This window comes from Aeromonas sp. Marseille-Q5825, assembly GCF_946892685.1.
GTDB classification, from domain to species: Bacteria; Pseudomonadota; Gammaproteobacteria; order Enterobacterales; family Aeromonadaceae; genus Aeromonas; species Aeromonas rivipollensis.
Genome location: NZ_CAMPOU010000004.1, coordinates 406,113 through 430,000 on the forward strand (window position 1 = coordinate 406,113; position 23,888 = coordinate 430,000).

Sequence of the window (23,888 nt, forward strand, 5' to 3'; positions counted from 1 at the left end):
AACACTCACACCCGCGCAGGGGGATTGCACAATTGCGATCCAGTCAGGATCAAATCAGAATATCCCTTTAAGATCAGCTAACTAACGCCAGACACACCGCTAATCTACAGAGTTTTCCACAGCTTTTGTGGATAGTTTACCGATCATTTGAAAGAAAATGACAGCGCTAGCCAGCGCCCTCCTTCCCTTGCGTCCATGAAAAAGGGCTCCGAAGAGCCCCTATGGGATAGGTTACCAGCCCCTGATATCAAGGACGCAGGGACTTGTCGGCCCGGGAGATACCGCAAACGCCGGAGCGCACCACTTCGATGATCTCGTTGGTCTGGGCGGCAGTCTTGATGAAGGCGTCCAGCTTCTCACTCGTCCCGACGAGCTGCACCGTGTACTGCTCCGGGGTGACATCGACGATCTGGCCACGGAAGATGTCCGCCAGCCGTTTCAGCTCGTCGCGGGCACCACCGGCGGCGCGTGCCTTGACCAGGGCGATCTCCCGCTCTATGTGTTCCCCTTCGCTCAAGTCACACACCTTGAGCACGTCCACCAGCTTGTGCAGCTGCTTCTGGATCTGCTCCAGCACCCGTTCGTCACCCATGGTGACGATTGTCATGCGGGACAGGGTGGGATCCTCGGTGGGGGCCACCGTCAGGGTCTCGATGTTGTAGCCGCGCTGGGAGAAGAGACCTACCACGCGACTCAGGGCGCCGGATTCGTTCTCCAGCAGTACTGAAATGATATGCCTCATCAGATTTCCCCCGCCTTGCTCAGCCACATCTCATCGACGGCGGGATCCACCAGTACGACCGAAATAATATGTTCCATCGTCAGGTCCTCTCCGTCTTGCTCAGCCACATCTCGTCCATGGCACCAAACTTGATCTGCATCGGATAGACATGCTCATCCGGGTCGACCGAGATATCCATGAACACCAGCCGATCCTTCATGGCGAAGGCCTTCTCCATGGCGCTCTCCAGCTCGGCCGGATCGCTCACCGCGATGCCGACGTGGCCATAGGCCTCTGCCAGCTTGACGAAATCGGGCAGGGATTCCATGTAGGAGTGGCTGTGGCGGCCGCCGTAGAACATCTTCTGCCACTGCTTGACCATGCCAAGGGCGCGGTTGTTGATGGAGATGATCTTGATGGGCACCCCGTACTGCATGCAGGTGGAGAGCTCCTGAATGTTCATCTGCACCGAGCCGTCACCGGTGACGCAGCAGACCACAGCATCCGGGTTGGCAAACTGGGCCCCCATGGCGGCCGGAATACCGAAGCCCATGGTGCCGAGGCCCCCGGAGTTGATCCACTGGCGTGGCTTGGCAAACGGATAGTAGAGGGCGGCGAACATCTGGTGCTGACCCACGTCGGAGGCGACGAAGGCTTCCCCCTTGGTCACCTTGTAGAGCGCCTCTATCACCTGCTGCGGCTTGATCAGGGTGGGGTGGGTCTCGTAGGCCAGGCAGTTGCGGGAGCGCCACTGATCGATCTGGCTCCACCAGTCCGCCAGCGCCTGCTTGTCGTTGTCGAAGCCGCACTCGCGGATCACTTCCAGCATCTGCTCCAGCACGGTTTCCACCGAGCCGACGATGGGCACATGGGCCTGTACCGTCTTGGAGATGGAGGTGGGGTCTATGTCGATGTGGACTATGGTGGCGTTGGGGCAGAACTTGGCCACGTTGTTGGTGACGCGGTCATCGAAGCGGGCACCTACGGCGAAGATGAGATCCGCGTTGTGCATGCTCTTGTTTGCTTCGAAGGTGCCGTGCATCCCCAGCATGCCGATGAATTGCGGATGGGTGCCGCTGAAGGCCCCCAGTCCCATCAGGGTGGTGGTCACCGGCAGGTTCAACAGCTCTGCCAGCTTGGTCACCAGGTGATCCGCATTGGCGTTGATGGCGCCACCGCCCACGTACATGACGGGGCGGCTCGCCTCGGTCAGCAGCTTGGCGGCCCGCTTGATCTGGCCCTTGTGTCCGGCCTTGGTCGGATTGTAGGAACGCAGGGAAACGGACTCGGGATACTGGTAGGGGAATTTCTCTTTCGGGTTCTGCACGTCCTTGGGCAAGTCCACCACCACGGGCCCCGGGCGGCCACTGGCGGCAATGTAGTAGGCCTTCTTGATGGCGTCGGGAATCTCGCTGGCCTTCTTGCACAGGAAGCTGTGCTTCACCACAGGACGGGAGATGCCGATCATGTCGGTCTCCTGGAACGCGTCCTCCCCTATCATGCTGGTCGGCACCTGACCGGACAGGATCACCAGGGGGATCGAGTCCATGTAGGCGGTGGCGATGCCGGTGATGCAGTTGGTGGCGCCGGGACCCGAGGTCACCAGCACAGTGCCCACCTTGCCGGTGGAGCGGGCGTAACCGTCCGCCATGTGCACCGCGGCCTGCTCGTGCCGCACCAGGACATGCTCCATCTTGCCGTTTTCGAAGAGAGCGTCATAGATGTCGAGCACTGAGCCACCAGGGTAGCCGAAGACATGCTCAACTCCCTGATCTTCCAGCGCTCTAACCACCATCTGGGCGCCTGATAACATCTCCATGATAAAGCCCTCCAGGCTTTGCTCCGTTAAGCGAAAGCTACCGACAGTCCGCTGCTTCCCGGCAGCGCCGATCCGTCTCTTGTTGTTGTCTGCATCCAGACCAGGCGAGTTCGGAGCCGTCGATAGTAGAAAAATAGGTTTTTTCCATCATTCACCCGAAAAGCGGGTGAAAAACCAACTTAACCCGCTTGTGAACGCTTGTCCACGGCTTTGTCTGACCAGAACAGTCATAAATTTCAAACAGCTATTAACATTCAGTGACTTGGTCACCAGACCGGAAACAAAGCGGGGAGTATGGGGGGGAAACTAGCGGATCATGCTGCCAATCTGGGCAGGGATGGAAATAAATGGCCCGCCCCAGAGGGCGGGCCGTCAAAACCATCCCGTCTCAGTGCTCGTCTTCCGGCTCCACCAGCCAGATCTGCTGATCCGGATCCGTCTCTTCACAGACCGAGATGCTGACCCCCATGTCGAGCAGCTCATGCAGGGTGAGATTGTCTGCCAGTGTCATGGTGTCGCCGTTTTCATTGGTAAAGCGCATGTTGTCCGTCCTCTCCTTGATGGGATCAACTCAGTCTAGTCAAAGGCGCTGAGTTGCGATAACCAGGGACGGGCCAATGCCGGGTTGCCCGCCAGCTCGCTGAGGCGATCGCACACCTCTTCCGGGAAGAGGGTCCTGCCCCACAGGCGGCGGGAGAGAGAGGCCAGCTCCTCCTTGGCACCGGCCAGCAGCCAGTCGGCCAGCTCCCCCGCCACATCGGGGTAGCGGATCCGCCCGGGTGACGGTGCCTCGAGCCAGGTTCTCAACGCATTGGCATCCAGCGTCTCCATCAACTGGGCCAGCCCCATCAGCTCCAGGGTCCTGCCGTTGGTCAGCTGCTCGAACTGGCCGCCCAGCGGCTTGACCAGCAGCTTCTTGCCGAGCGACAGCGCCTCCGAGGCCAGTTCGAATCCCGCGTTGCTGATGACACCCCGGCAACCGGCCAGCGCTAGCTTGAACCCTTCCCGGGCCGCAGGCTCGAAGCGGATGTTGCGCCATTGGCTGGCCTTGCGAAGGCCGGGGTGAAAGCAGACGAAGCGCTGCTGGTTGAAGCGCGACAGCAGCGCAGCTATCTGCTCTGTCTGCTCGAATGGCAGATAGACCAGGATCTGCTGGTTGTCCGGGGCCGGGGTCATGGGATCTATGATGGGGGGCAGCAGCGGCTGACCGAAGTGGAACCAGTGCAGCCCAAGAGAGCGGCTCACAGGGGCGAAGTGGCGCATCAGCTGGCGGTTGAAACCACTCTCCCCCCAGCGCGGAATGGGCCAGTCGAAGCTGGCCTGATGGCTGATGGTCAGACTGGGTTTTTGCCAGCGCCGGGCGGCATGGGCACTGAGTGGCTCAAAATCGCTGATCACCAGATCGTAATCCCGGCAGTCGAGGGCCCGCATGTCCTGCCAGAAGCGAAGGGGAGAGAGCCCCTTGAGGGTGCGCCAGCCCGAGATGCGGCCCTGATGGCTCACGAAACTGATGCCAGGGAAGGTGCGATAGTCCCCGAACTCCCCCATCTCGAAGTAGCCGTCGGCGGTACGCCCGCTGAACAGGTAGTCGACCTCTATCCCCCTGCTCTTCAGGGCACGGGCCAGAGTCCTGCTGCGGCTGATATGACCGTTGCCGGTCCCCTGTACTCCAAACAGTATCCTCATCCCTGGCTCCAGCCGAGCGCCCACAGGGCGCAGCAGCCCCCGAGCAGGGCGCCGGCCACCAGATCGCTCAGATAGTGCACCCCGAGCAGCAGCCGCGACGCCCCGACCAGGATGGCCCAGAGAAACAGCAGCGGCCCCCATAGCGGGAAGCTGGCCGCCAGCACGGTGGCCATCAGGAAGGCGGCGGCGGTATGACCGGAAGGCAGGCTGTAACGATCGGAGGGGGTGATGAAGACTGGCAAGCCCACGGGGCGCTGGCGCCTGAGGGCATTCTTGAGCAGCAGATAGAGCGGCAGTTCGGCGGCAAAGGCCAGCAGGGCGACTTGTACCACTTCCCGCTGCGCCTCCCCCTGCCACCAGAGCAGGGCGGCCAGCACGGCGTAGAGGGGGCCGTCACCGGTACGGGAAATGACCCGACTGATCCTGGCCTGCGGCCGGTTGTAGGGATGGAGCAGACAGGCACGGCACACCCGCAGGTCCCATTGCTGGATCTTGTTCATCACGCCCCCTTCCCTTGAGTCTTGAATGCAGACTAGGGCGGCGCAGTGACACTTGGTTGAAGGAGAGATAACAGATTTGTGACATGAACCATGCAAAAAAGGGCCATGCGGCCCTTTTTCAGCTATTACCCGGGAAGACTCAGTTCAGGGAACCGCGCAGCCCGTTCTCCATCAACTGGCAGTTGTGGGCCGCCAACCGGCTCATGAAGCTCTCGTCCACCGTCAGGCCGAACACCTGCTCGTAGAGATCCTTCATCACGAAGGGCTGCCACATCATGCTGAGGAAGGAGATCTTCAGCATCTCGGGATCCAGGTTGTCACCCAGCTGACCGTTGGAGCGCATGGATTCGAGCAGGGCATCGAACTGGGGCAGCTGACGCTCCAGCAGACGATTCAATACAAAATCCCGCCCCGGGCTTTTTTCGGTTGATAATGCACTGGAGATGGCGGAAGTCAGCTCGCTGTTCGGCGCCATCACCTGATAGTAGGTATTGAGCAGATCGGTCAGGCTGCGATTGCTGCTCTCGTCATGCCAGGCCTGATCCAGCGGCTCGGCCACATCCCCCAGCACCGCCTTGTAGAGGCCCTCTTTGCTGCCGAAGTAGTAGTGGATCATCGCCAGATTGGAGCCGGCCAGCTCGGCGATCTCACGGGTCGTCACCTTGCTGTAGGGGGTGTTGAGAAAACGTTCGCGTGCGGCGGCGAGCAGCTTGTCACGAATGTCGGAACGTCCGACCGGACGGCCAGGTCTGCGCTTTTCCATGGAATACCTCAGATAATTCAGCAAGGGCTGATAAGTCGATCTGATTGTGCGGGTGATCGAGTACAGCAGGAACGACCAGATAATCAGGCATGAACCGAATATGGGACAAGGAAATTTGCACTCCTTTACAATCCGATTAAATAACACAGTGAATTGAACCTGTCCTTTCGAGTTGACACAGCATAAAAATCTCGATATTGGTAGTAGCGTTATCGACTGGAAGGATTGAGTCATCATGCATATTGCCGCTCTGCTACTACTGCTCCCCCTAATCGCGACTCCTCGCGCGGGATCCTTGTAGCCGGGCTAAGGCATAGCCGGAATTTACAAAAACCCGTGCACCCCGCACGGGTTTTTTTATGCCAATGCAGGATGCACGCACCGAACTTAGGAAGAGGGAAGTCACATGTCAGATCGAGTCATCATATTCGATACCACCTTGCGTGATGGCGAGCAGGCGCTGTCGGCCAGCTTGACGGTCAAGGAGAAGCTGCAGATTGCCCAGGCGCTGGAACGACTCGGTGTCGACATCATGGAAGTGGGCTTCCCTGTCTCTTCCCCCGGTGATTTTCAATCGGTGCAGACCATAGCCCGTCACATCAAGAACAGCCGGGTCTGTGCCCTGGCCCGTGCCCTGCCCAAAGACATAGACGCAGCCGGCGAGGCCTTGAAAGTCGCAGAAGCCTTTCGCATCCATACCTTTATCTCCACCTCCTCCATCCATGTGGAGAGCAAGCTGAAGAAAAGCTTCGAAGACGTGCTGGAGATGGGGGTCGGCGCCATCAAGCATGCCCTGCGCTACACAGATGATGTGGAGTTCTCCTGCGAGGATGCGGGCCGCACGCCGATCGATAATCTCTGCCGCATGGTGGAGGCCGCCATCAAGGCGGGCGCCCGCACCATCAACATCCCGGACACAGTAGGCTACACGGTACCGACCGAATTTTCCGGCATCATCCAGACCCTGTTCAACCGGGTGCCCAACATCGACAAGGCCATCATCTCGGTGCACTGCCACGACGATCTCGGCCTCTCGGTGGCCAACTCCATCGGCGCGGTGCAGATGGGAGCACGCCAGATAGAGTGCACCATCAACGGCATCGGCGAGCGGGCGGGCAACTGCTCCCTGGAAGAGGTGGCGATGATCCTGAAAACCCGCGCCGACCTGCTCGGGGTGCACACCAACATCCGCCACAACGAGATCCACCGTACCAGCACCCTCGTCAGCCAGCTGTGCAACATGCCGGTACAGCCGAACAAGGCCATCGTCGGGGCCAACGCCTTCTCCCACAGCTCCGGCATTCACCAGGACGGCGTGCTCAAGGCCAAGAACACCTACGAAATCATCACCCCCGAGAGCATCGGCCTGACCCAGAACAACCTCAACATGACCTCCCGCTCCGGCCGCCACGTTATCAAGCACCGCATGGAGAGCATGGGCTACGCCGAGAGCAGCTACGACCTGGACCACCTCTACGGCAAGTTCCTGACCCTGGCCGACAAGAAGGGGCAGGTGTTCGATTACGATCTCGAGGCGCTGGCCTTCTTCAGCCAGATCCACGAGGAGCCCGAGCACTTCAAGCTGGAATATCTGGGCGTGCAGAGCGGCAGCTCTGTGCTCGCCACCGCCTCGGTCAAGCTCAAGGTGGGCCAGGATCTGATCTGCGAAGCGGCCACCGGCAACGGTCCTGTGGATGCTGTCTATCAGTGCATCAACCGCATCACAGGCTACGAGATCCGCATCGACAAGTACGAACTCAAGGGCAAGGGTGAAGGCAAGAATGCCCTCGGCCAGGTCGACATAGTCGCCGAGTACAAGGGTCGCAAATTCCATGGCATGGGGCTGGCCACCGACATCATAGAGTCCTCGGCCCAGGCCCTGGTCCATGTCATCAACAGCATCTGGCGCGCCGATCAGGTCGCCGAGCAGATGGAACGCAATAACAACATCAAATCGGAAACCGTCTGAGCAGCGATCGACTAGCTGAACAGATGGAATGAAATCACAACATCGGGACGGAGACAGTCTGAACAGGTAGAGGATCGCAGTATCGGGTCACTGGGCAGATGGAGCTCAACACAACATCAGGACGGAGACAATCTGAACAGGTATAGGATCGCAGCATGGGATCACTGGGCAGATGGAGCTCAACACAACATCAGGACGGAGACAGTCTGAACAGGTATAGGATCGCAGTACCGGGTCACTGGGCAGATGGAACTCAACACAACATCAGGACGGAGAGAGTATGAGCAGTTATCGGATCGCAGTATTGCCGGGGGACGGCATTGGCCCGGAAGTGATGGCAGAGGCCATCAAGGTACTGGAAAAGGTGCAGACCAAATTCGGCTTCTCCCTCGACTATGATCGCTTTGATGTCGGTGGCATCGCCATCGACAACCACGGCACCCCGCTGCCACAAAGCACCATAGCCGGCTGCGAAGCAGCCGATGCCGTGCTGTTCGGCTCGGTCGGTGGCCCCAAGTGGGAGCACCTGCCGCCGAACGATCAGCCGGAGCGCGGCGCCCTGCTGCCCCTGCGTGCCCACTTCAAACTGTTCTGCAACCTGCGTCCGGCCCGTATCTACACCGGTCTGGAGCAGTTCTCCCCCCTGCGTGCCGACATCTCGGATCGCGGCTTCGACATCGCCTGCGTGCGCGAGCTGACTGGCGGCATCTACTTCGGCCAGCCCAAGGGGCGCGAAGGGGAAGGTGCCACCGAGAAGGCGTTCGACACCGAGGTGTATCACCGCTTCGAGATTGAACGCATCGCCAAGATAGCGTTCGAATCGGCCCGGGTGCGCCGCAGCAAAGTGACCTCCATCGACAAGGCCAACGTACTCGCCTCCTCCATACTGTGGCGCGAGGTGGTGACGCAAGTTGCCAAGTCCTACCCGGACGTGGCGCTGAACCACATGTACATCGACAACGCCACCATGCAGCTCATCAAGGATCCGTCCCAGTTCGACGTGCTGCTCTGCTCCAACCTGTTTGGCGACATCCTCTCCGACGAGTGCGCCATGATCACCGGCTCTATGGGGCTGCTCCCCTCCGCCAGCCTGAACGAATCTGGCTTCGGCCTGTTCGAACCGGCCGGTGGCTCGGCCCCGGACATCGCCGGCAAGGGGATTGCGAACCCCATAGCCCAGATCCTCTCCGCCGCCCTGATGCTGCGCTACAGCCTGGGCCAGGAAGCCGCCGCCCAGGCCATAGAGCAGGCCGTGGCTCAGGCTCTGGCCGAGGGTTACTTCACCGCCGATCTGCATCAGGGTAGCGCACAGCATCCGGTGCAGAGCACCGCAGAGATGGGCAGCCAGATAGCCGCACGGATCTGAGCCACGCAGCACATAACAAGGAATACAGAGCAATGTCCAAGACCCTCTATCAGAAAGTGTTCGACGCCCACGTGGTCCGGGAAGTGGAAGGGGAAACCCCCCTCATCTACATCGACCGCCATCTGGTGCATGAAGTGACCAGCCCGCAGGCGTTCGACGGCCTGCGCGCCATGAAGCGCCCGCTGCGCCGCCCGGATCTGACCTGGGCCACCATGGATCACAACGTCTCCACCACCACCAAGGACATCGCCGCTTCCGGCGAGATGGCCCGAATTCAGATGGAAACCCTGGCAGCCAACTGCAAGGAGTTCGGGGTCCGTCTCTACGATCTGAACCACAAATACCAGGGCATAGTCCACGTGATGGGGCCTGAGCTCGGCATCACATTGCCCGGCACCACCATAGTCTGCGGCGACTCCCACACCGCCACCCACGGCGCCTTCGGCTCCCTGGCATTCGGCATCGGCACCTCGGAAGTGGAACACGTGATGGCGACCCAGACCCTGAAACAGGGCCGGGCCAAGACCATGCGCATCTCGGTCAATGGCAAGCTGGCCGAGGGCATCAGCGCCAAGGATGTGGTGCTGGCCATCATAGGCAAGGTCGGCGCTGCCGGCGGTACAGGTTACGTGGTGGAGTTCGCTGGCGATGCCATCAGGGGTCTCTCCATGGAAGGGCGCATGACGGTGTGCAACATGGCCATCGAGCTCGGCGCCAAGGCGGGCATGATAGCCCCGGATCAGACCACCATCGACTACATCCAGGGCAAGGTATTCGCCCCCACAGGCGAGTCACTGGCGCAGGCCATCGCCTACTGGCAGACCCTCAAGAGCGATGCCGATGCCACCTTCGATGCCGAGGTGGTGCTCAACGCCGCCGACATCGCGCCTCAGGTGACCTGGGGCACCAACCCGGGCCAGGTGATCGCCGTCAATGAACCCATTCCGGCACCGGAATCCTTCAGCGATCTGATGGAGCAGCAGTCCGCCCGCAAGGCGCTCGCCTACATGGACTTGCAGCCAGGCCAGAAGCTCTGTGATGTCGCCATCGACAAGGTGTTCATCGGGTCGTGCACCAACAGCCGCATCGAGGATCTGCGTGCCGCCGCCGCCATTGCCCGTGGCCGCAAGGTCGCCGCCGGGGTACAGGCCCTGGTGGTGCCGGGCTCCGAGCAGGTGAAGGCTCAGGCCGAGGCCGAGGGGCTGGACAAGATCTTCCTCGAGGCGGGCTTTGAGTGGCGCCTGCCCGGCTGCTCCATGTGTCTGGCCATGAACAACGACCGGCTGCAACCGGGGGAGCGCTGCGCCTCCACCAGCAACCGTAACTTCGAAGGGCGCCAGGGCCGTGCCGGTCGCACCCATCTGGTGAGCCCGGCCATGGCCGCCGCCGCCGCCGTCACCGGTCGCTTTGCCGACATTCGCGCACTGTAAGAGGGAGTTAACATGACAGGTTTCAAGCAACACAAGGGGATCGTCGTCCCCCTCGACAGCGCCAACGTCGACACCGACGCCATCATTCCGAAGCAGTTTCTGCAGAAGGTAAACCGCATCGGTTTTGGCAAGCACCTGTTCCACGACTGGCGCTTCCTGGACGATGCAGGCCAGCAGCCCAACCCCGAGTTCGTGCTGAACCAGCCGCAATTCGCCGGTGCCAGCATACTGCTGGCCCGGGAGAACTTCGGCTGTGGCTCGAGCCGCGAGCACGCCCCCTGGGCGCTGGCGGATTACGGCTTCAAGACCATCATTGCCCCGAGCTTTGCCGACATCTTCTACGGCAACGCCATCAACAACGGCATGGTGCCGGTACGCCTGAAAGAAGAAGAGGTCGAGGCCCTGTTCCAACTGGTCGCGGCCAATCCGGGCACCCAGATCGAAGTGGATCTGGAGGCGAACCAGGTGCGCGCCGGTGCACTCACTTTCGGTTTCGAGATCGACGAATTCCGTCGCTACTGCCTGCTCAACGGGCTGGATGCCATAGGCCTGACCCTGCAACACGAAGCGACCATCAGCGCCTTCGAGGCAAAACAGCCAAGCTGGATTTAAACAGACATATGAGGGCGGGCCCGATGAGATTTCCACATCGACGAGTTCCGCCCCCATCCATCTGCTGCCTGCTCAACGGGCTGGATGCCATAGGCCTGACCCTGCAGCACGAAGCGGCCATCAGTGCCTTCGAGGCAAAACAGCCAAGCTGGCTCTGACGCGCCAGCGGCAAGAAAACGAGTAGAATCCACAGGGAGCCCAGGCTCCCTGTTTTATTCTCAGTCCCGCCCAGGCACAGTGGGCTCACCGACAGGAAAGGATGATGAAGACGACCCGCTCCCTCTCCCTGCTGCTTGGCATGCTGCTCGCCCTCCCGGCCAGCGCCGGGCAGACCTATTTCAACAGCAACGGCGGTCAGCTCAACGTCGGCTGGCAGGACAGGGAGGGCCAACCCCAGCAACTCAGCTACCGGCTGGAGGCGGGCAAGCTGCCGCCGCTCATCGCCTATCGCCCGGCCAGGATGCAGGAGGAGGTGCTGCAGACCTTGCTGCAGCAGGCTGCCCTTGAGTTCCCCGAGGTGCAATTCTCCCTCTCCCGCCCCAGCCTCGCCCTCAGCCTCAAGAGCCGCAACGCCGACAAGGCAAGGGAAGCCTCGCTCTGGGTCAAGCCGGAGCAGGCCAGGCTGGAGGCCGAGTGGCTCAAGCAGCACTACTTCCAGCCCTTCACCCCCCCCGACGGCGCCCCCGCCATCAAGCAGGATCATGTGCGCATCGCCCTGGAGAGCCGCGCCGAACTGGCGCCCCTGGCCGAGCAGCTCAAGCAGGAGGGAGCCACAGAGACGGAAGCGCGCCAGAAGACGGTGGCGCACATGCTCGACTTCATCCAGGCCATCCCCTATCAGCTGCTCGACAGCCAGTCGGGGCGCTCGGGCAAGGGCTTTCTGAGCCCCCGCCAGGTGCTGGAGCAGAACCGGGGGGATTGTGACAGCAAGGTCACCCTGATGGCGGCCCTGCTGGCCCAGCGCTTTCCCGAGCTGAAGCAGGCCATGGTGTTCGTGCCGGGCCATGCCCTGCTGGGGGTGGCGCTGCCGGCCGGCCCGGGTCAGGCGACCCTGAGCTGGCAAGGGGAAAGCTATCTGCTGCTGGAACCGACCGGCCCCGCCCAGCTTCCCATGGGCCAGCTCGCCCCCACCAGCAAGACGCTGGTCGACAGCAAACAGTTGAGCGTCCAACCCGTGCTGGCCAGCAACTGAAACGCACCCAGGGCGGCAACCCGGGCGGGAAGACAAGATTGGCCCGGGCCGAAAATGCATCGACCAGCCGGTGGCTGGTCGATGGAACAGGGTGGCGTGCGGGCTCAGGTCAGCGGCAGGAACTCCAGCGCCAGCAAGAGCCCGCCCTCCTCCTCCAGCACCCGCACTATGCGGGCCTGGGCCTCAAAGGGAGGTAGCAGGTTGCTGCTGGTGGCCAGGCTCACCCTGATGGGTTGAGCCAGATCGAAGCCATGTTCATTCACCTCGACCCCCATGCCATTGGCGCTGAGATCCCGGCAGACTCCCTCAAGCACCTGCTGGCGCTGGAACAGGGTGACGGGGGCGTTGATGACCATGCGCTGGAAGGCACGTCTTTCCTTGGTGCTGGTGATCACTGGGGGCATCCTCCTTGGTGGTGGCTCGCACGGCGCGGCCCGTGAAACATAGTGCTGGCCTCCCCCAAAGAAGGCCAATACAATGCGGTTCGTTGCTCAAACGGGGTGCGGTTTACCGCTGAGATTATACCCGTGAACCTGATCCAGATAATGCTGGCGGAGGAATTTGAGGCATGGCGCGCGTTTTTTGTGCCCTCATCCGCTGGCCCTCACCACAGGAGACGTGCCATTGATGAGCAGACCGCTGCCCATGGCACCTCAGTACCCACAGGAGTGCCATTGATGAAGACCCTGCTGCTGCTCGCGACCGGCCTGCTCTCTGCCCAGGCATTTGCCGCCGATACCCTCACCGTCTACACCTACGATTCGTTTGCAGCCGAATGGGGCCCGGGTCCCAAGATCAAGCAGGCCTTCGAGAAGGAGTGCGGCTGTACCCTCAACCTGGTGGCCCTGGAAGACGGCGTCGCCATCCTCAACCGGCTGCGGCTGGAAGGCCAGCACAGCAAGGCAGACCTGGTGCTGGGGCTGGACGATGCCCTGGTCAGCGAGGCCAAGCAGAGCGGCCTGTTTGCCCCCCATCACACCAGGCTAGACGCCCTCAAGATGCCGGGTGGCTGGCAGGATGACACCTTCGTCCCCTATGACTACGGCTACTTCGCCTTCGTCTACGACAAGGACAAACTCAAGCAGCCCCCCAAGAGCCTGAAAGAGCTGGTGGAACGGCCCGATCTCAAGGTGATCTATCAGGATCCCCGCACCTCCACCCCGGGCCAGGGGCTGATGCTGTGGATGAAGTCCGTCTACGGCGACCAGGCCCCCGCCGCCTGGGCACAGCTGGCCAAGAAGACGGTCACCGTCACCAAGGGCTGGTCCGAGGCCTATGGCATGTTCCTCGATGGCGAGGCGGACATGGTGCTCTCCTACACCACCTCCCCCGCCTATCACCTGATCGCCGAAAACAAGCCCCAGTATCAGGCGGCCGCCTTCGCAGAGGGGCATTACCGTCAGGTGGAAGTGGCCGCCAAGCTGAAAGGCGCAGTCCAGGACAAGCTGGCGGACCAGTTCCTGCAGTTCATGATAAGCCCGGCCTTCCAGCAGGAAATCCCCGCCGGCAACTGGATGTACCCTGTGATCGACCAGTCGCTGCCCAAGGGCTTCGAGCAGATGATCACAGTAGCCAAGCCGCTCACCTTCAGCGCCGATGAGGTGGCCGCCAATCGCAAGAACTGGATCCGCGAATGGCTGCAAGCCGTCACCCAGTGAACGCAGGCTCTCGTCCCCTCTGGTGGCTGCCGGGCAGTGCGGCCACCCTGCTGATCTTGCTGTTGTCCCTAGGGCCGCTCGCGGCCCTGCTGTGGCAGGCGGGCACCTTGTCTCCCCGCACCCTGCTGGCCGATCCCTATCTGCGCCATGTGCTGGGCTTCAGCCTGGGGCAGGCCCTGCTCTCCACCCTGCTGAGTCTGGGGCTCGCCATTCCGGTGGCCCGTGCCCTGACGCGGCGCCGCTTCCCCGGCCGAGCCCTGCTGCTCAAGCTGTTCGGCCTCTCCCTGGTGCTGCCCGTCATCATCGCCATCTTCGGCATGGTCGCGGTACACGGTCGCCAGGGCTGGTTGCCACAGCTGCTGCGCGGCCTGGGGCTGGATCCTGGCAACTACCTGTACGGCCTGTTCGGCATACTGCTGGCCCATGTCTTCTTCAACATGCCGCTGGCGGCGCGCCTCATGCTGCAGAGCATAGAGAGCGTCCCTGAGACCTCCTGGCGCCTCGCCAGCCAGCTCGGCATGCGCTCATCCCACATCTTCCTGCTGCTGGAGTGGCCGCTCATCCGCGGCATACTGCCGGGGCTCGCCAGCCTCATCTTCATGCTCTGCTTCACCAGCTTCACCACTGTGCTGGCGCTGGGCGGCGGCCCCAAGTCCACCACCCTGGAAGTCGCCGTCTATCAGGCACTGCGCTTTGATTTCGATCTCGCCACCGCGGGCGGCCTGGCGCTGGTACAGCTGCTGCTGACCGTCGCCCTGCTCCTGCTGCAACACAGGCTGCAGACCACACCTGCCAGCCGCCTCACCAGCCGCCGCCCCTGCCTGCGGCCGGATCGCCATCAGCCGGGGACAGGCCTGGTGGACGCCGTGGCGCTCTGCACCGGGCTCGCCATCTTCCTGCCGCCGCTGCTGGCCATAGTCGTGGCCGGTTTCAACCCCGGCCTGCTGACGGCGCTGGCATCCCCCGGACTGTGGCAGGCGGGCGGTCAATCCCTGGCCATCGCCCTAGCGGCCGGGTCGCTGGCGACCCTGCTTGGCGCCGGTCTGCTGCTCACCAGCCGCCACCTGAGGGTGCGCGGGCGCAAGCGGCGAGCCGCCGCCCTGTGGGAGGCCAGCGGCTCCATGATCCTGATGATCCCGGCCGTGGTGCTGAGTACAGGTCTCTTCATCATGTTCATGCCCTTTGCCGACGTCTTTGCCCTCGGCCCCTGGCTGGTGGTACTGGTCAACGCCCTGATGGCGCTGCCCTATGTGCTGCGCACCCTCAGCGCCCCCATGCAGCTGGTGGTGCGTCAGTACGACCGGCTGGCGGACAGCCTGGGGGTGCGCGGTCTGCATCGCCTGCGACTGGTGGAGTGGCCCCTGCTGCGCCGCCCGCTGGCGCTGGCCATGGCGCTCTCCATGATATTGTCCCTCGGGGATCTCGGCGCCATCGCCATGTTCGGCAGCCAGGCCCTCACCACCTTGCCCTGGCTGCTCTATCAGCAGCTCGGCAGCTACCGGCTGACCGAGGCGGCCGCCACAGCCCTGCTGCTGCTCACGCTCTGTTTCTCCCTGTTCTGGCTGGTTGAGCGAGGTCTTGGAGGAAAAAATGGCGAGCATTGAGGTACAAACCCTGCGCTACCGTTTCTGCGGCTGTTCTGGCTGGTCGAACGGACTCTTTGAGAGGAAAAAATGCTGAACATCGATGAGCTGGTCACCAGCTACCCGGATTGGCGCGTCAGCTTCAGCGCCACCCTGCCCAGGGGGGAGATCACCGCCCTGATAGGGCCAAGCGGCGCCGGCAAGTCCACCCTGCTCGGAATGATCGCCGGTTTCGTGCCGGTGGAGTCCGGCAGTCTCAGCTTCGATGGTGTCGATCTGCTGCCGCTCGGCCCCGCCGAGCGGCCGGTGACCACCCTGTTTCAGGATCACAACCTCTTCCTGCACCTCTCGGTGTTCGACAACATCGCCATCGGCCTGCACCCGGGCCTGCGCCTGAGCCCGGCCCAGCGCGAGCAGGTGAAACAGGGCGCAAAGCGGGTCGGTCTTGGCGACATGCTGACCCGCCTGCCGGAGCAGCTCTCCGGTGGCCAGCAACAGCGGGTGGGGCTGGCCCGCGCCCTGGTGCGGGGAAAACCCCTGCTGCTGCTGGATGAGCCCTTCTCGGCCCTGGATCCCGCCCTGCGCCGGGAGATGCTGGCCGAAGTGGCCCGCCTCGCCTGCGAACAGGGGATCACTGTGCTCATGGTGTCCCACAACCCTGAGGATGCCCAGCTCATCGCCGATCAGGTGTTGTTCGTGGATGAAGGCCGCATCGCTCTGCAGGGCAAACCCGACATACTGCAAGACAGCGAGCACCCCGGGCTGCTGCGCTATCTTGGCCGTACACAAGGGTAATGACGGCAACGGGATCAAAAAAGGGGAAGCCTGCTGGCTTCCCCTTTCTCATGCAGATGTCCCGTCCTGAATATGGTTTACACCTTTCCCCCCAATAAATGGAGAACCCGATGGGACAAGGTGTGAAACGGACACAGCGCGATTACTCGCTGACTTTTAAATTGGCACTGGTCGAGCAGATTGAAAAAGGCGAGCTCACCTGCCAGCAGGCACAAGCCCGATACGGCATTCAGGGCAACTCCACCGTTCTGGTATGGTTGCGTAAACATGGTCGGCAAGATTGGAGCCAGGGGGCTTCTGTGCGCGCCGGCAGGAGCATCACTATGCCTGACCCCAACAACCAGACGCCCGAACAGCGCATCAAGGAGCTCGAGCAGCAGCTGGCGCTGATGAGCCAGAAGGCCCAGTTCTTTGAGGCCGTCGTCGATGTATTGAAGAACGACTACGGCGTCTCCATCGTAAAAAAGCGACCCGGCAAGTCCTCTCGCAGCGGCAAGTCCAGAGGCTGACCATCGTCAGGGCTTGTCGGTTTCTGGGGATAAGCCGTCAGGCTTACTACAAGCGCAATCGGGTTGCCGACCTGCGCCATGCACAGGGGCTGCAGGTGGTGCGCTTCGTGCGTCAGGTACGGCTGCGACAACCACGGGTGGGCACCCGCAAGCTGCATTATCTGCTTCAGGGTCAGGATGATGGCGGGCTCAAGGTCGGGCGGGACAGGCTGTTTCAGATATTGGCCGAGCACCGCCTGCTGGTGCAGCCAAAGCGGGCGTATCACAAGACCACCCACAGTTTTCACCGTATCTACCGTCATCCCAACTTGCTCAAGGCCGGGCCGGAGCAGGTCACGCCGGTGGCACCGGAGCAAGTCTGGGTCGCCGACATCACCTATCTGCCAGCCAGGAGCGGGCCGCTGTACCTGAGCCTGGTGACGGATGCTTACTCACGCAAGATAGTGGGCCATCACGTGCACGAAGGGATGCACGCCGAGTCGGTGGCGATGGCGTTCAGACAAGCGCTGAAGCAACGGCGTGGCGGCGGGGAGCTTATCCATCACTCGGACCGCGGCGTGCAGTATTGCTCGGGCCTGTATCAGTCATTGCATGCCCGGCACGGGGTGAAATGCTCAATGACGGATGGTTATGACTGTTACCAGAATGCGTTGGCGGAGCGGGTGAACGGGATTTTGAAAGGGGAGTTGTTGTTGCAAAGCCCGCAGGACCTGGCGCAAGCGCGGGAGATGGTGCGTGAGGCAGTGGATATTTACAACCTGGAGCGACCGCATCATGCCTTGAAATACAGAACCCCCGATGCAGTGCATCGGGGGTTCTGAGTCACGTGAAGCTAGACGAAAATGTGTAAACCTATTTCAGGACTAGACAAGAGATTGCGTTAAATCAGAGATTTTCCTCGGCGAACGAAGCCAGTCGGCTGCGCACCACCCCGTTCAGGAAGATGTTGGCACTGCCGTCGAAGTCCTTGAAACGCTCGACTATGTAAGTCAGACCCGAGGTCACCGGGCTCAGGTAGTTGGAGTCGATCTGGGCCAGGTTGCCGGAGCAGACGATCTTGGTCCCCTCGCCGCAGCGGGTGATGATGGTCTTGATCTGGGACGCGGTCAGGTTCTGGCACTCGTCCAGCAGCACGAAGGTGTTCTGGATGCTGCGCCCGCGCATGAAGTTGACGGATTTGAACTGGATGTTGGCCTTCTCCATGATGTAGCTCAGGGACCCGCTCATGTTCTCGTCCTGCTTGTGCAGCACCTCCAGGGTGTCGGTCACCGCCGCCAGCCAGGGCATCATCTTCTCCTCCTCGGTGCCGGGCAGGAAGCCGATGCTCTCGGCAATTTCCGGGGTGTTGCGGGTGACTATGACCTTCTCGTAGATCCCCTTCTCGATCACCAGCTCCAGGGCCGCCGCCATGGCCAGCAAGGTCTTGCCGCAGCCCGCCGGGCCGGTCAGAATCACCAGATCGATGTGCGGATCCAGCAGGGCATCGAGCGCCATGCCCTGATAGATGTTCTTGGGATGCACCCCCCAGGCCTTGCGTGACATCAGTCGCTCGCGGCCCAGATCTTTCAGGCGGATCTTGTTACCGTCGTGGCTGAGCACCCTGGCTGCGAAGAAGTTCTCCTCGTCCAGCAGGTACTGGTTGACGTGCACCCCCTCCAGCAGGTTCGAGTCGATCACGTGGACTGTGTCGCGACCATGGGTCTCGCTGTCGCACTCGCCCACCCGTTCCCAGAAGCTGCCAGGCACCACCTGGAAGCCCTTGGCCAGCAGCCGGATGTCGTCGATCAGCTGGTCGCTGCGATAATCCTCCACATGGGCAAGGCCAGCCCCCTTGGCCTTGAGGCGCATGTTGATGTCCTTGGTCACCAGCACCACCTGGCGTTTCATCTCGTGCTTTTGCAGGTAGAGGGCCGCGTTGATGATGCGGTTGTCCGCCTCCTTGTCGGTGAACACCTCGGCATCCTGAGGAAGATGGTGATCGCTGAAGATGGAGATATGACCGCTCGCCTCACCCGCCAGCGCCACCCCCTGCACTATCTGTTCGGGGTTGGCGTCGCGAAACACATCTTCCAGCGCGCGGATGGCGACCCTGGCATCACGGCTGACGTCTTTCTGGCGATCCTTGATGTTGTCGAGCTCTTCGAGCACCGTCATGGGGATGAGCACGTCGTGCTCTTTGAAGGAGTAAATGGCGAGGGGTTCGTGAAGCAGAACGTTGGTATCCAGGATAAACAGCTTTCGGTCCGTGTTGTCCATAAGCATCCTCCTTGGCACTGAAGGTGCCACGTGTGTGAATCTCAGATGTCATTGAAACCACACGGCCGTGACAGTTTTATTACCCCCAACGCTACGCCCGATTTTACCGCTGCGCAACAAATCGCTTGCAAGGCAGTCTCGTTCGAACATAAAAGCAGCAATGAAAAGACCGGCACTCTGGCCGGTCGTTTTTCACTTCTGTCTGTCAGGCCGCGCCTGTCAGCCGCACTTGGAATCGCCACAGTTGAGGCAGGTCATGCAGCCATCCTTCTGCACCAGCGCCTTGGTGTGGCACTTGTAGCAGAGCGCCGCACTGGCCGGGAAGCCGCTTCCTGACTGCTGGGCGTCAGCCTCCTGTTCGGCCTGCATCTGTGCCTGCTTCTCGGCCAGAAACGCCTGCTGGTGCTCATCCAGCCCGGTGGCCTTGAGCATGCCTATCTCGGTGAGATGGGTCTCGATCACGTTGCCAATTTCGGCGATGAGCGACGGCACATACTTGCCCTTGTTCCAGTAACCGCCTTTGGGATCGAACACGGATCTCAGCTCCTCCACCAGGAAGGTGACATCCCCGCCCTTGCGAAACACCGCGGAGATGATGCGGGTCAGCGCCACTATCCACTGGTAGTGTTCCAGGCTCTTGGAGTTGATGAAGATCTCGAACGGACGGCGCGTCTCGTGGACTGTGCCTTCGTTGAGAATGATGTCGTTGATGGTGATGAACAACGAGTGCTCGGAGACATGCTCCGGCGTCTTCAGCTTGTAGGTGGTGCCCATCAGCCGCTCCGGACGCAGCACAGTCTCGTGCATGTGCACCACGTCATCCTCGGGGGCCGGTGCTTCTTGCGGCTCATCCCGGGTTTTCACCTTGTAGGCGACGATTTTCCTGTCGATCTTCTTGACCATAATCTGTTCTCAGAATTTGCCGTAATAGCCTTCTTTCAAGGCGTCATAGAGGTTGGCGGCGGTGTGCAGCTCGCCATCGTATTCGATCTCTTCGTTCCCCTTCACCGTGATGACGGAGCCATCCTCCAGAGTGAACTCGTACTGAGTGTTCTCCAGATCCTTCTCCTTCACCAGTACCCCCTGGAAGGCCTCGGGGTTGAAGCGGAAGGTGGTACAACCCTTGAGCCCGGAGTCCGAGGCATACATGTAGATGTCCTTGAACTGCTCGAACGGGAAGTCGGTCGGTACGTTGGCCGTCTTGGAGATGGACGAATCTATCCAGCGCTGGGCTGCCGCCTGGATGTCCACGTGCTGGGCCGGGCTGATGTCGTCGGCTGTGATGAAGTAATCCGGCAGACGGCAGGCCTCATCCTCGGTGTAAGGCATGGCAGCGGCGTTGATGAGCTCCCGGTAGGCCAGCAGCTCGAAGGAGTAGACATCCACGCTCTCCTTGCTCTTCTTGCCCGCCTTGATGACGTTGCGGCTGTAGTGATGGGCGAAGCTCGGCTCTATGCCGTTGCTGGCGTTGTTGGCCAGTGACAGAGATATGGTGCCGGTCGGCGCTATGCTGCTGTGGTGGGTGAAACGACCACCGGTTTCGGCCAGCGCGGCCACCAGGGCGGGATCCACCTCGGCCACCTGTTGCATGTAGCGGCTGTAGCGCGCATGCAGCACCTTGCCCTTGAGCCTGTCGCCGACCTTGATGCCATCGGCCGCCATCTCGGGGCGCAGCCGCAACATCTTGCCGGTCACCTCGAACTCCTGCTCCATGATGGGGGCAGGGCCCTTCTCCTTGGCCAGACGCAGGGACTCCTGCCAGCCGGTCATGGCCAGCTCCTGGGAGACCTGCTCGGTGAAGGCGACAGAAGCGGCAGAGCCATATTTTATCTGCAGCATGGTGAGGGTCGAGCCCAGACCAAGGAAGCCCATGCCATGACGGCGCTTGGCTGTGATCTCCTCGCGCTGCCTGGGTAACGGCAGCTGGTTGATCTCCACCACGTTGTCGAGCATACGGGTGAAGATGGCCACCACCTTGCGAAATGCCTGCCAATCGAACGCCGCTTTTTCAGTAAAAGGGTCGCGCACAAATTTGGTCAGATTGACCGAGCCGAGCAGACAGGCGCCATAGGGGGGCAAGGGCTGCTCGCCACAGGGGTTGGTGGCGCGGATCTCCTCGCAGAACCAGTTGTTGTTCATCTGGTTGACCTTGTCGATCAGGATGAAACCGGGCTCTGCATAGTCATAGGTGGAGGTCATGATGACGTTCCACAGCTTGCGCGCGGGCAGGGTCTTGTAGACCTTGCAGGCCACCTGGCCCAGCGCGTTGATCACCACCCCTTCCTTGTTCGGCCAGTCGGCCCAGAGCACCTGCTCGGGATCGTCCAGCGCAATGCCATCCTGCTCCACCTCTTTGGCAGTGTAGGGGAAGATGAGTCGCCAGGGAGCATCTTCCTTCACCGCCTTGACGAACTCTTCGGTGATGAGCAGGGAGAGGTTGAACTGGCGCAGGCGACCATCTTCCCGCTTGGCCTGGATGAACTCGATCACGTCGGGATGCCGGATATCCATGGTGCCCATCTGGGCGCCACGGCGACCGCCCGCCGACGAGACGGTGAAACACATCTTGTCGTAGATATCCATGAAGGAGAGCGGCCCCGAGGTATAGGCCCCGGCACCGGAGACAAAGGCACCGCGCGGACGCAGGGTCGAGAAGTCATAGCCGATGCCACAGCCCGCTTTCAGGGTCAGACCGGCCTCGTGCACCTTGCCGAGAATGTCATCCATCGAATCTTCGATGGTACCGGAGACAGTGCAGTTGATGGTCGAGGTGGCAGGCTTGTGCTCAAAGGCCCCGGCATTGGAGGTGATGCGGCCCGCTGGAATGGCCCCATTGCGCAGCGCCCACAGGAAGGGCTCATACCATGCATCAGGCTCGCTCTCCTGCGCCGCCAGCGCACGGGCGACCCGCTGATAAGTCTCGTCTATGGTGCCGTCGATAGGCGCCCCATCCTTGCTCTTGAGGCGATACTTGCTGTCCCAGATCTCGAGGGAGGTTTCCTGCATGGGGATGAGGGCAGAGCCGGTTCCACTCTCTAGCACAGGGTTGGATTTAGCCATTTTCAAGCCACCTTATGTGAATGCAACAACGTCATGACAGAGTCAAAAACACAACCAATAGGTTTCATATCAACCAGATAACACTATATATAGTATCTCTCTCACGGGGCGCCGATTCTATCCTAAAAAAATGCCCCGGCCAGCAGATATTTGGGCCAGGGCATTTAACCGGTTCATTCCCGATAAATTTAACGGGAGAGGGGATCTCAGGGCTTCTTGACGTACACGCTCGGCGTCTCACCCGCCATATTCAGATAGAACTCGTAGACACCATCGGCATCCGGCGAGAACTTCATGTCCTCATACTTGGAGCAGGGATTGACCGGCACAGGCTCTCCGCCCAGCACGGCGACACCATCACTCGGGCTCTTGTAGCCGAAGTTGGTGCCACAGCTCCAGCCGGTATCGGCGAACTTGAACTTGTAGGGAGCCCACTCTTTCTTGAGCGTGCCCTTGGCCATGTAGAGCTTGTCGGCCACTTTGACCACCTTGCTCTCATCGGTCGCCATCCAGTCGTTCATTTCCCCGCGCAGGTAGATGGATTTGCCATCGAAGTCGCTGTTGTCTGCCGCCTGCTCTGCACCGCCATTGGATGCGCAACCGCCTAATACCAGGGTTCCCGCCGCCAGCATCATCGTTACTGTTCTTTTGAACATGTGTCCATTCCTCAGATTATTGTGATTCCTTGGCCCATCGAACCTGGGCAGACGAATTAAAGCAGAGCGGGCATCACAAGAAAGGTAGAGTCATCACATTCTGTGCTTTTTATATCCAGCACTCGGCGCCGATGGATGAATATCGAACAGAAAAGGGGCTAGTTTTTTGGGCCGGGGAGATCATGTCGTCAAACCGCGGGAGAGTTCGAGCTAAATTATCAGTCAACGCACTGATTTTCAGGCAATAAAAAACCCCGCTCGATGAGCGGGGTTTCTTCTAATTGGGTGCCTGGCAGTGTCCTACTCTCGCATGGCGAATGCCACACTACCATCGGCGCTACCGCGTTTCACTTCTGAGTTCGGCATGGGATCAGGTGGTTCCACGGCGCTATGGCCGCCAGGCAAAAAACTTCATCCGGAAAGCTGACGTGAATAACGACTTGGCCTTAATGGCTCGTCGCTATCACTGAATTAGTTAGTAGTTCACGCACTTGCTACAAGGCCAGAAACACTTCTTGGGTGTTGTATGGTTAAGCCTCACGGGTAATTAGTATGGGTTAGCTCAACACGTCGCCGCGCTTACACACCCCACCTATCAACGTTGTGGTCTCCAACGGCCCTTTAGGACCCTCAAGGGGTCAGGGATGACTCATCTCAGGGCTCGCTTCCCGCTTAGATGCTTTCAGCGGTTATCGATTCCGAACTTAGCTACCGGGCAGTGCCACTGGCGTGACAACCCGAACACCAGAGGTTCGTTCACTCCGGTCCTCTCGTACTAGGAGCAACTCCCTTCAATCATCCAACGCCCACGGCAGATAGGGACCGAACTGTCTCACGACGTTCTGAACCCAGCTCGCGTACCACTTTAAATGGCGAACAGCCATACCCTTGGGACCGACTTCAGCCCCAGGATGTGATGAGCCGACATCGAGGTGCCAAACACCGCCGTCGATATGAACTCTTGGGCGGTATCAGCCTGTTATCCCCGGAGTACCTTTTATCCGTTGAGCGATGGCCCTTCCATTCAGAACCACCGGATCACTATGACCTACTTTCGTACCTGCTCGACCTGTCCGTCTCGCAGTTAAGCTGGCTTATGCCATTGCACTAACCTCCTGATGTCCGACCAGGATTAGCCAACCTTCGTGCTCCTCCGTTACTCTTTGGGAGGAGACCGCCCCAGTCAAACTACCCACCAGGCACTGTCCGCGAGCCCGATTCAGGGCCCTGCGTTAGAACATCAAACATACAAGGGTGGTATTTCAAGGACGGCTCCAGCGCAACTGGCGTCACGCCTTCAAAGCCTCCCACCT

Annotated in this window: 21 protein-coding genes, 2 rRNA genes and 1 riboswitch (1 of these 24 only partly in view); of the genes, 10 read left to right on the forward strand and 13 right to left on the reverse strand. The window is 60.8% G+C overall.

What is annotated here, in order from left to right; all coding sequences use genetic code 11:
- Positions 1 to 247: 247 nt before the first annotated feature.
- From ilvN to OC537_RS12485, 6 genes are all read right to left on the reverse strand, one after another.
- Entirely contained in the window at positions 248 to 742 is a 495-nt protein-coding gene (ilvN, locus tag OC537_RS12460) for an acetolactate synthase small subunit (RefSeq protein ID WP_025328160.1), read from the reverse strand.
- 79 nt (positions 743 to 821) lie between these two features.
- Positions 822 to 2,540 carry an acetolactate synthase 3 large subunit gene (locus tag OC537_RS12465; protein WP_163155680.1) on the reverse strand — a complete coding sequence of 573 codons (1,719 nt, stop codon included), beginning with the start codon at positions 2,538 to 2,540 and terminating at the stop codon, positions 822 to 824.
- 388 nt (positions 2,541 to 2,928) lie between these two features.
- Positions 2,929 to 3,081 (reverse strand): hypothetical protein, encoded by a 153-nt coding sequence (locus tag OC537_RS12470; protein WP_106885898.1) that lies wholly within the window; start codon positions 3,079 to 3,081, stop codon positions 2,929 to 2,931.
- Positions 3,082 to 3,116: 35 nt separating this feature from the next.
- Positions 3,117 to 4,226, reverse strand: coding sequence for an MJ1255/VC2487 family glycosyltransferase (locus OC537_RS12475; RefSeq protein ID WP_262111659.1), 1,110 nt, complete (start codon positions 4,224 to 4,226; stop codon positions 3,117 to 3,119).
- Entirely contained in the window at positions 4,223 to 4,726 is a 504-nt protein-coding gene (locus OC537_RS12480) for a phosphatase PAP2 family protein (protein ID WP_262112223.1), read from the reverse strand. The genes OC537_RS12475 and OC537_RS12480 overlap by 4 nt, the downstream gene beginning before the upstream one ends.
- A gap of 139 nt (positions 4,727 to 4,865) precedes the next feature.
- Positions 4,866 to 5,489 carry a TetR/AcrR family transcriptional regulator gene (locus OC537_RS12485; RefSeq protein WP_005323843.1) on the reverse strand — a complete coding sequence of 208 codons (624 nt, stop codon included), beginning with the start codon at positions 5,487 to 5,489 and terminating at the stop codon, positions 4,866 to 4,868.
- 406 nt (positions 5,490 to 5,895) lie between these two features.
- On the opposite strand from OC537_RS12485, the gene leuA reads away from it, so the two are divergent.
- From leuA to OC537_RS12515, 6 genes are all read left to right on the forward strand, one after another.
- A complete protein-coding gene (leuA, locus tag OC537_RS12490) occupies positions 5,896 to 7,458 on the forward strand; it encodes a 2-isopropylmalate synthase (RefSeq protein ID WP_262111661.1) in 1,563 nt (520 codons plus the stop codon).
- Positions 7,459 to 7,738: 280 nt separating this feature from the next.
- The gene (gene leuB / locus OC537_RS12495; protein WP_106885894.1) at positions 7,739 to 8,824 is read left to right on the forward strand and encodes a 3-isopropylmalate dehydrogenase; all 1,086 of its coding nucleotides are present in this window, start codon (positions 7,739 to 7,741) and stop codon (positions 8,822 to 8,824) included.
- 32 nt (positions 8,825 to 8,856) lie between these two features.
- Positions 8,857 to 10,254, forward strand: coding sequence for a 3-isopropylmalate dehydratase large subunit (leuC, locus tag OC537_RS12500; RefSeq protein ID WP_234568407.1), 1,398 nt, complete (start codon positions 8,857 to 8,859; stop codon positions 10,252 to 10,254).
- Between the two features lie 12 nt (positions 10,255 to 10,266).
- Entirely contained in the window at positions 10,267 to 10,866 is a 600-nt protein-coding gene (leuD, locus tag OC537_RS12505) for a 3-isopropylmalate dehydratase small subunit (protein WP_262111666.1), read from the forward strand.
- A gap of 23 nt (positions 10,867 to 10,889) precedes the next feature.
- Complete coding sequence (locus OC537_RS12510) at positions 10,890 to 11,024, forward strand: hypothetical protein (RefSeq protein ID WP_262111668.1); 135 nt, start codon at positions 10,890 to 10,892, stop codon at positions 11,022 to 11,024.
- Positions 11,025 to 11,128: 104 nt separating this feature from the next.
- A complete protein-coding gene (locus tag OC537_RS12515; protein ID WP_262111670.1) occupies positions 11,129 to 12,058 on the forward strand; it encodes a transglutaminase domain-containing protein in 930 nt (309 codons plus the stop codon).
- Positions 12,059 to 12,162: 104 nt separating this feature from the next.
- Here OC537_RS12515 and OC537_RS12520 read toward each other — a convergent pair whose 3' ends face one another.
- Complete coding sequence (locus OC537_RS12520; protein WP_025328169.1) at positions 12,163 to 12,453, reverse strand: PilZ domain-containing protein; 291 nt, start codon at positions 12,451 to 12,453, stop codon at positions 12,163 to 12,165.
- Positions 12,454 to 12,544: 91 nt separating this feature from the next.
- Positions 12,545 to 12,635, forward strand: a riboswitch (TPP riboswitch).
- Positions 12,636 to 12,735: 100 nt separating this feature from the next.
- On the opposite strand from OC537_RS12520, the gene thiB reads away from it, so the two are divergent.
- The 4 genes from thiB to OC537_RS12540 all read left to right on the forward strand — a co-directional run bounded on the left by thiB (position 12,736) and on the right by OC537_RS12540 (position 17,424).
- The gene (gene thiB, locus OC537_RS12525) at positions 12,736 to 13,716 is read left to right on the forward strand and encodes a thiamine ABC transporter substrate binding subunit (protein WP_262111673.1); all 981 of its coding nucleotides are present in this window, start codon (positions 12,736 to 12,738) and stop codon (positions 13,714 to 13,716) included.
- On the forward strand, positions 13,692 to 15,320 hold the full coding sequence (thiP, locus tag OC537_RS12530) for a thiamine/thiamine pyrophosphate ABC transporter permease (RefSeq protein WP_262111675.1): 1,629 nt from the start codon (positions 13,692 to 13,694) through the stop codon (positions 15,318 to 15,320). The genes thiB and thiP overlap by 25 nt, the downstream gene beginning before the upstream one ends.
- A gap of 69 nt (positions 15,321 to 15,389) precedes the next feature.
- Positions 15,390 to 16,094: a thiamine ABC transporter ATP-binding protein gene (gene thiQ, locus OC537_RS12535; protein WP_262111677.1), complete on the forward strand. Its 705-nt coding sequence runs from the start codon at positions 15,390 to 15,392 to the stop codon at positions 16,092 to 16,094.
- 110 nt (positions 16,095 to 16,204) lie between these two features.
- Positions 16,205 to 17,424 (forward strand): IS3 family transposase gene (locus OC537_RS12540; RefSeq protein WP_262110598.1). Its coding sequence is split into 2 segments (ribosomal slippage): positions 16,205 to 16,553 and positions 16,553 to 17,424, totalling 1,221 coding nucleotides; the frame shifts between segments, so codons are not numbered across the junction.
- 64 nt (positions 17,425 to 17,488) lie between these two features.
- Here the strand turns inward: OC537_RS12540 and OC537_RS12545 are convergent.
- The 6 genes from OC537_RS12545 to OC537_RS12570 form a co-directional block, all read right to left on the reverse strand.
- Positions 17,489 to 18,859: a PhoH family protein gene (locus OC537_RS12545; protein ID WP_106885887.1), complete on the reverse strand. Its 1,371-nt coding sequence runs from the start codon at positions 18,857 to 18,859 to the stop codon at positions 17,489 to 17,491.
- Positions 18,860 to 19,078: 219 nt separating this feature from the next.
- Positions 19,079 to 19,762, reverse strand: coding sequence for an NrdJb (locus tag OC537_RS12550; RefSeq protein WP_171276804.1), 684 nt, complete (start codon positions 19,760 to 19,762; stop codon positions 19,079 to 19,081).
- 9 nt (positions 19,763 to 19,771) lie between these two features.
- On the reverse strand, positions 19,772 to 21,919 hold the full coding sequence (locus tag OC537_RS12555; protein ID WP_262111681.1) for an adenosylcobalamin-dependent ribonucleoside-diphosphate reductase: 2,148 nt from the start codon (positions 21,917 to 21,919) through the stop codon (positions 19,772 to 19,774).
- A 206-nt stretch (positions 21,920 to 22,125) separates the two neighbouring features.
- Positions 22,126 to 22,575 carry a pullulanase gene (locus OC537_RS12560; protein WP_106885884.1) on the reverse strand — a complete coding sequence of 150 codons (450 nt, stop codon included), beginning with the start codon at positions 22,573 to 22,575 and terminating at the stop codon, positions 22,126 to 22,128.
- A gap of 287 nt (positions 22,576 to 22,862) precedes the next feature.
- A 5S ribosomal RNA gene (gene rrf / locus OC537_RS12565) occupies positions 22,863 to 22,977 on the reverse strand.
- A gap of 124 nt (positions 22,978 to 23,101) precedes the next feature.
- Positions 23,102 to 23,888, reverse strand: a 23S ribosomal RNA gene (locus OC537_RS12570) (it continues 2,103 nt past the right edge of the window).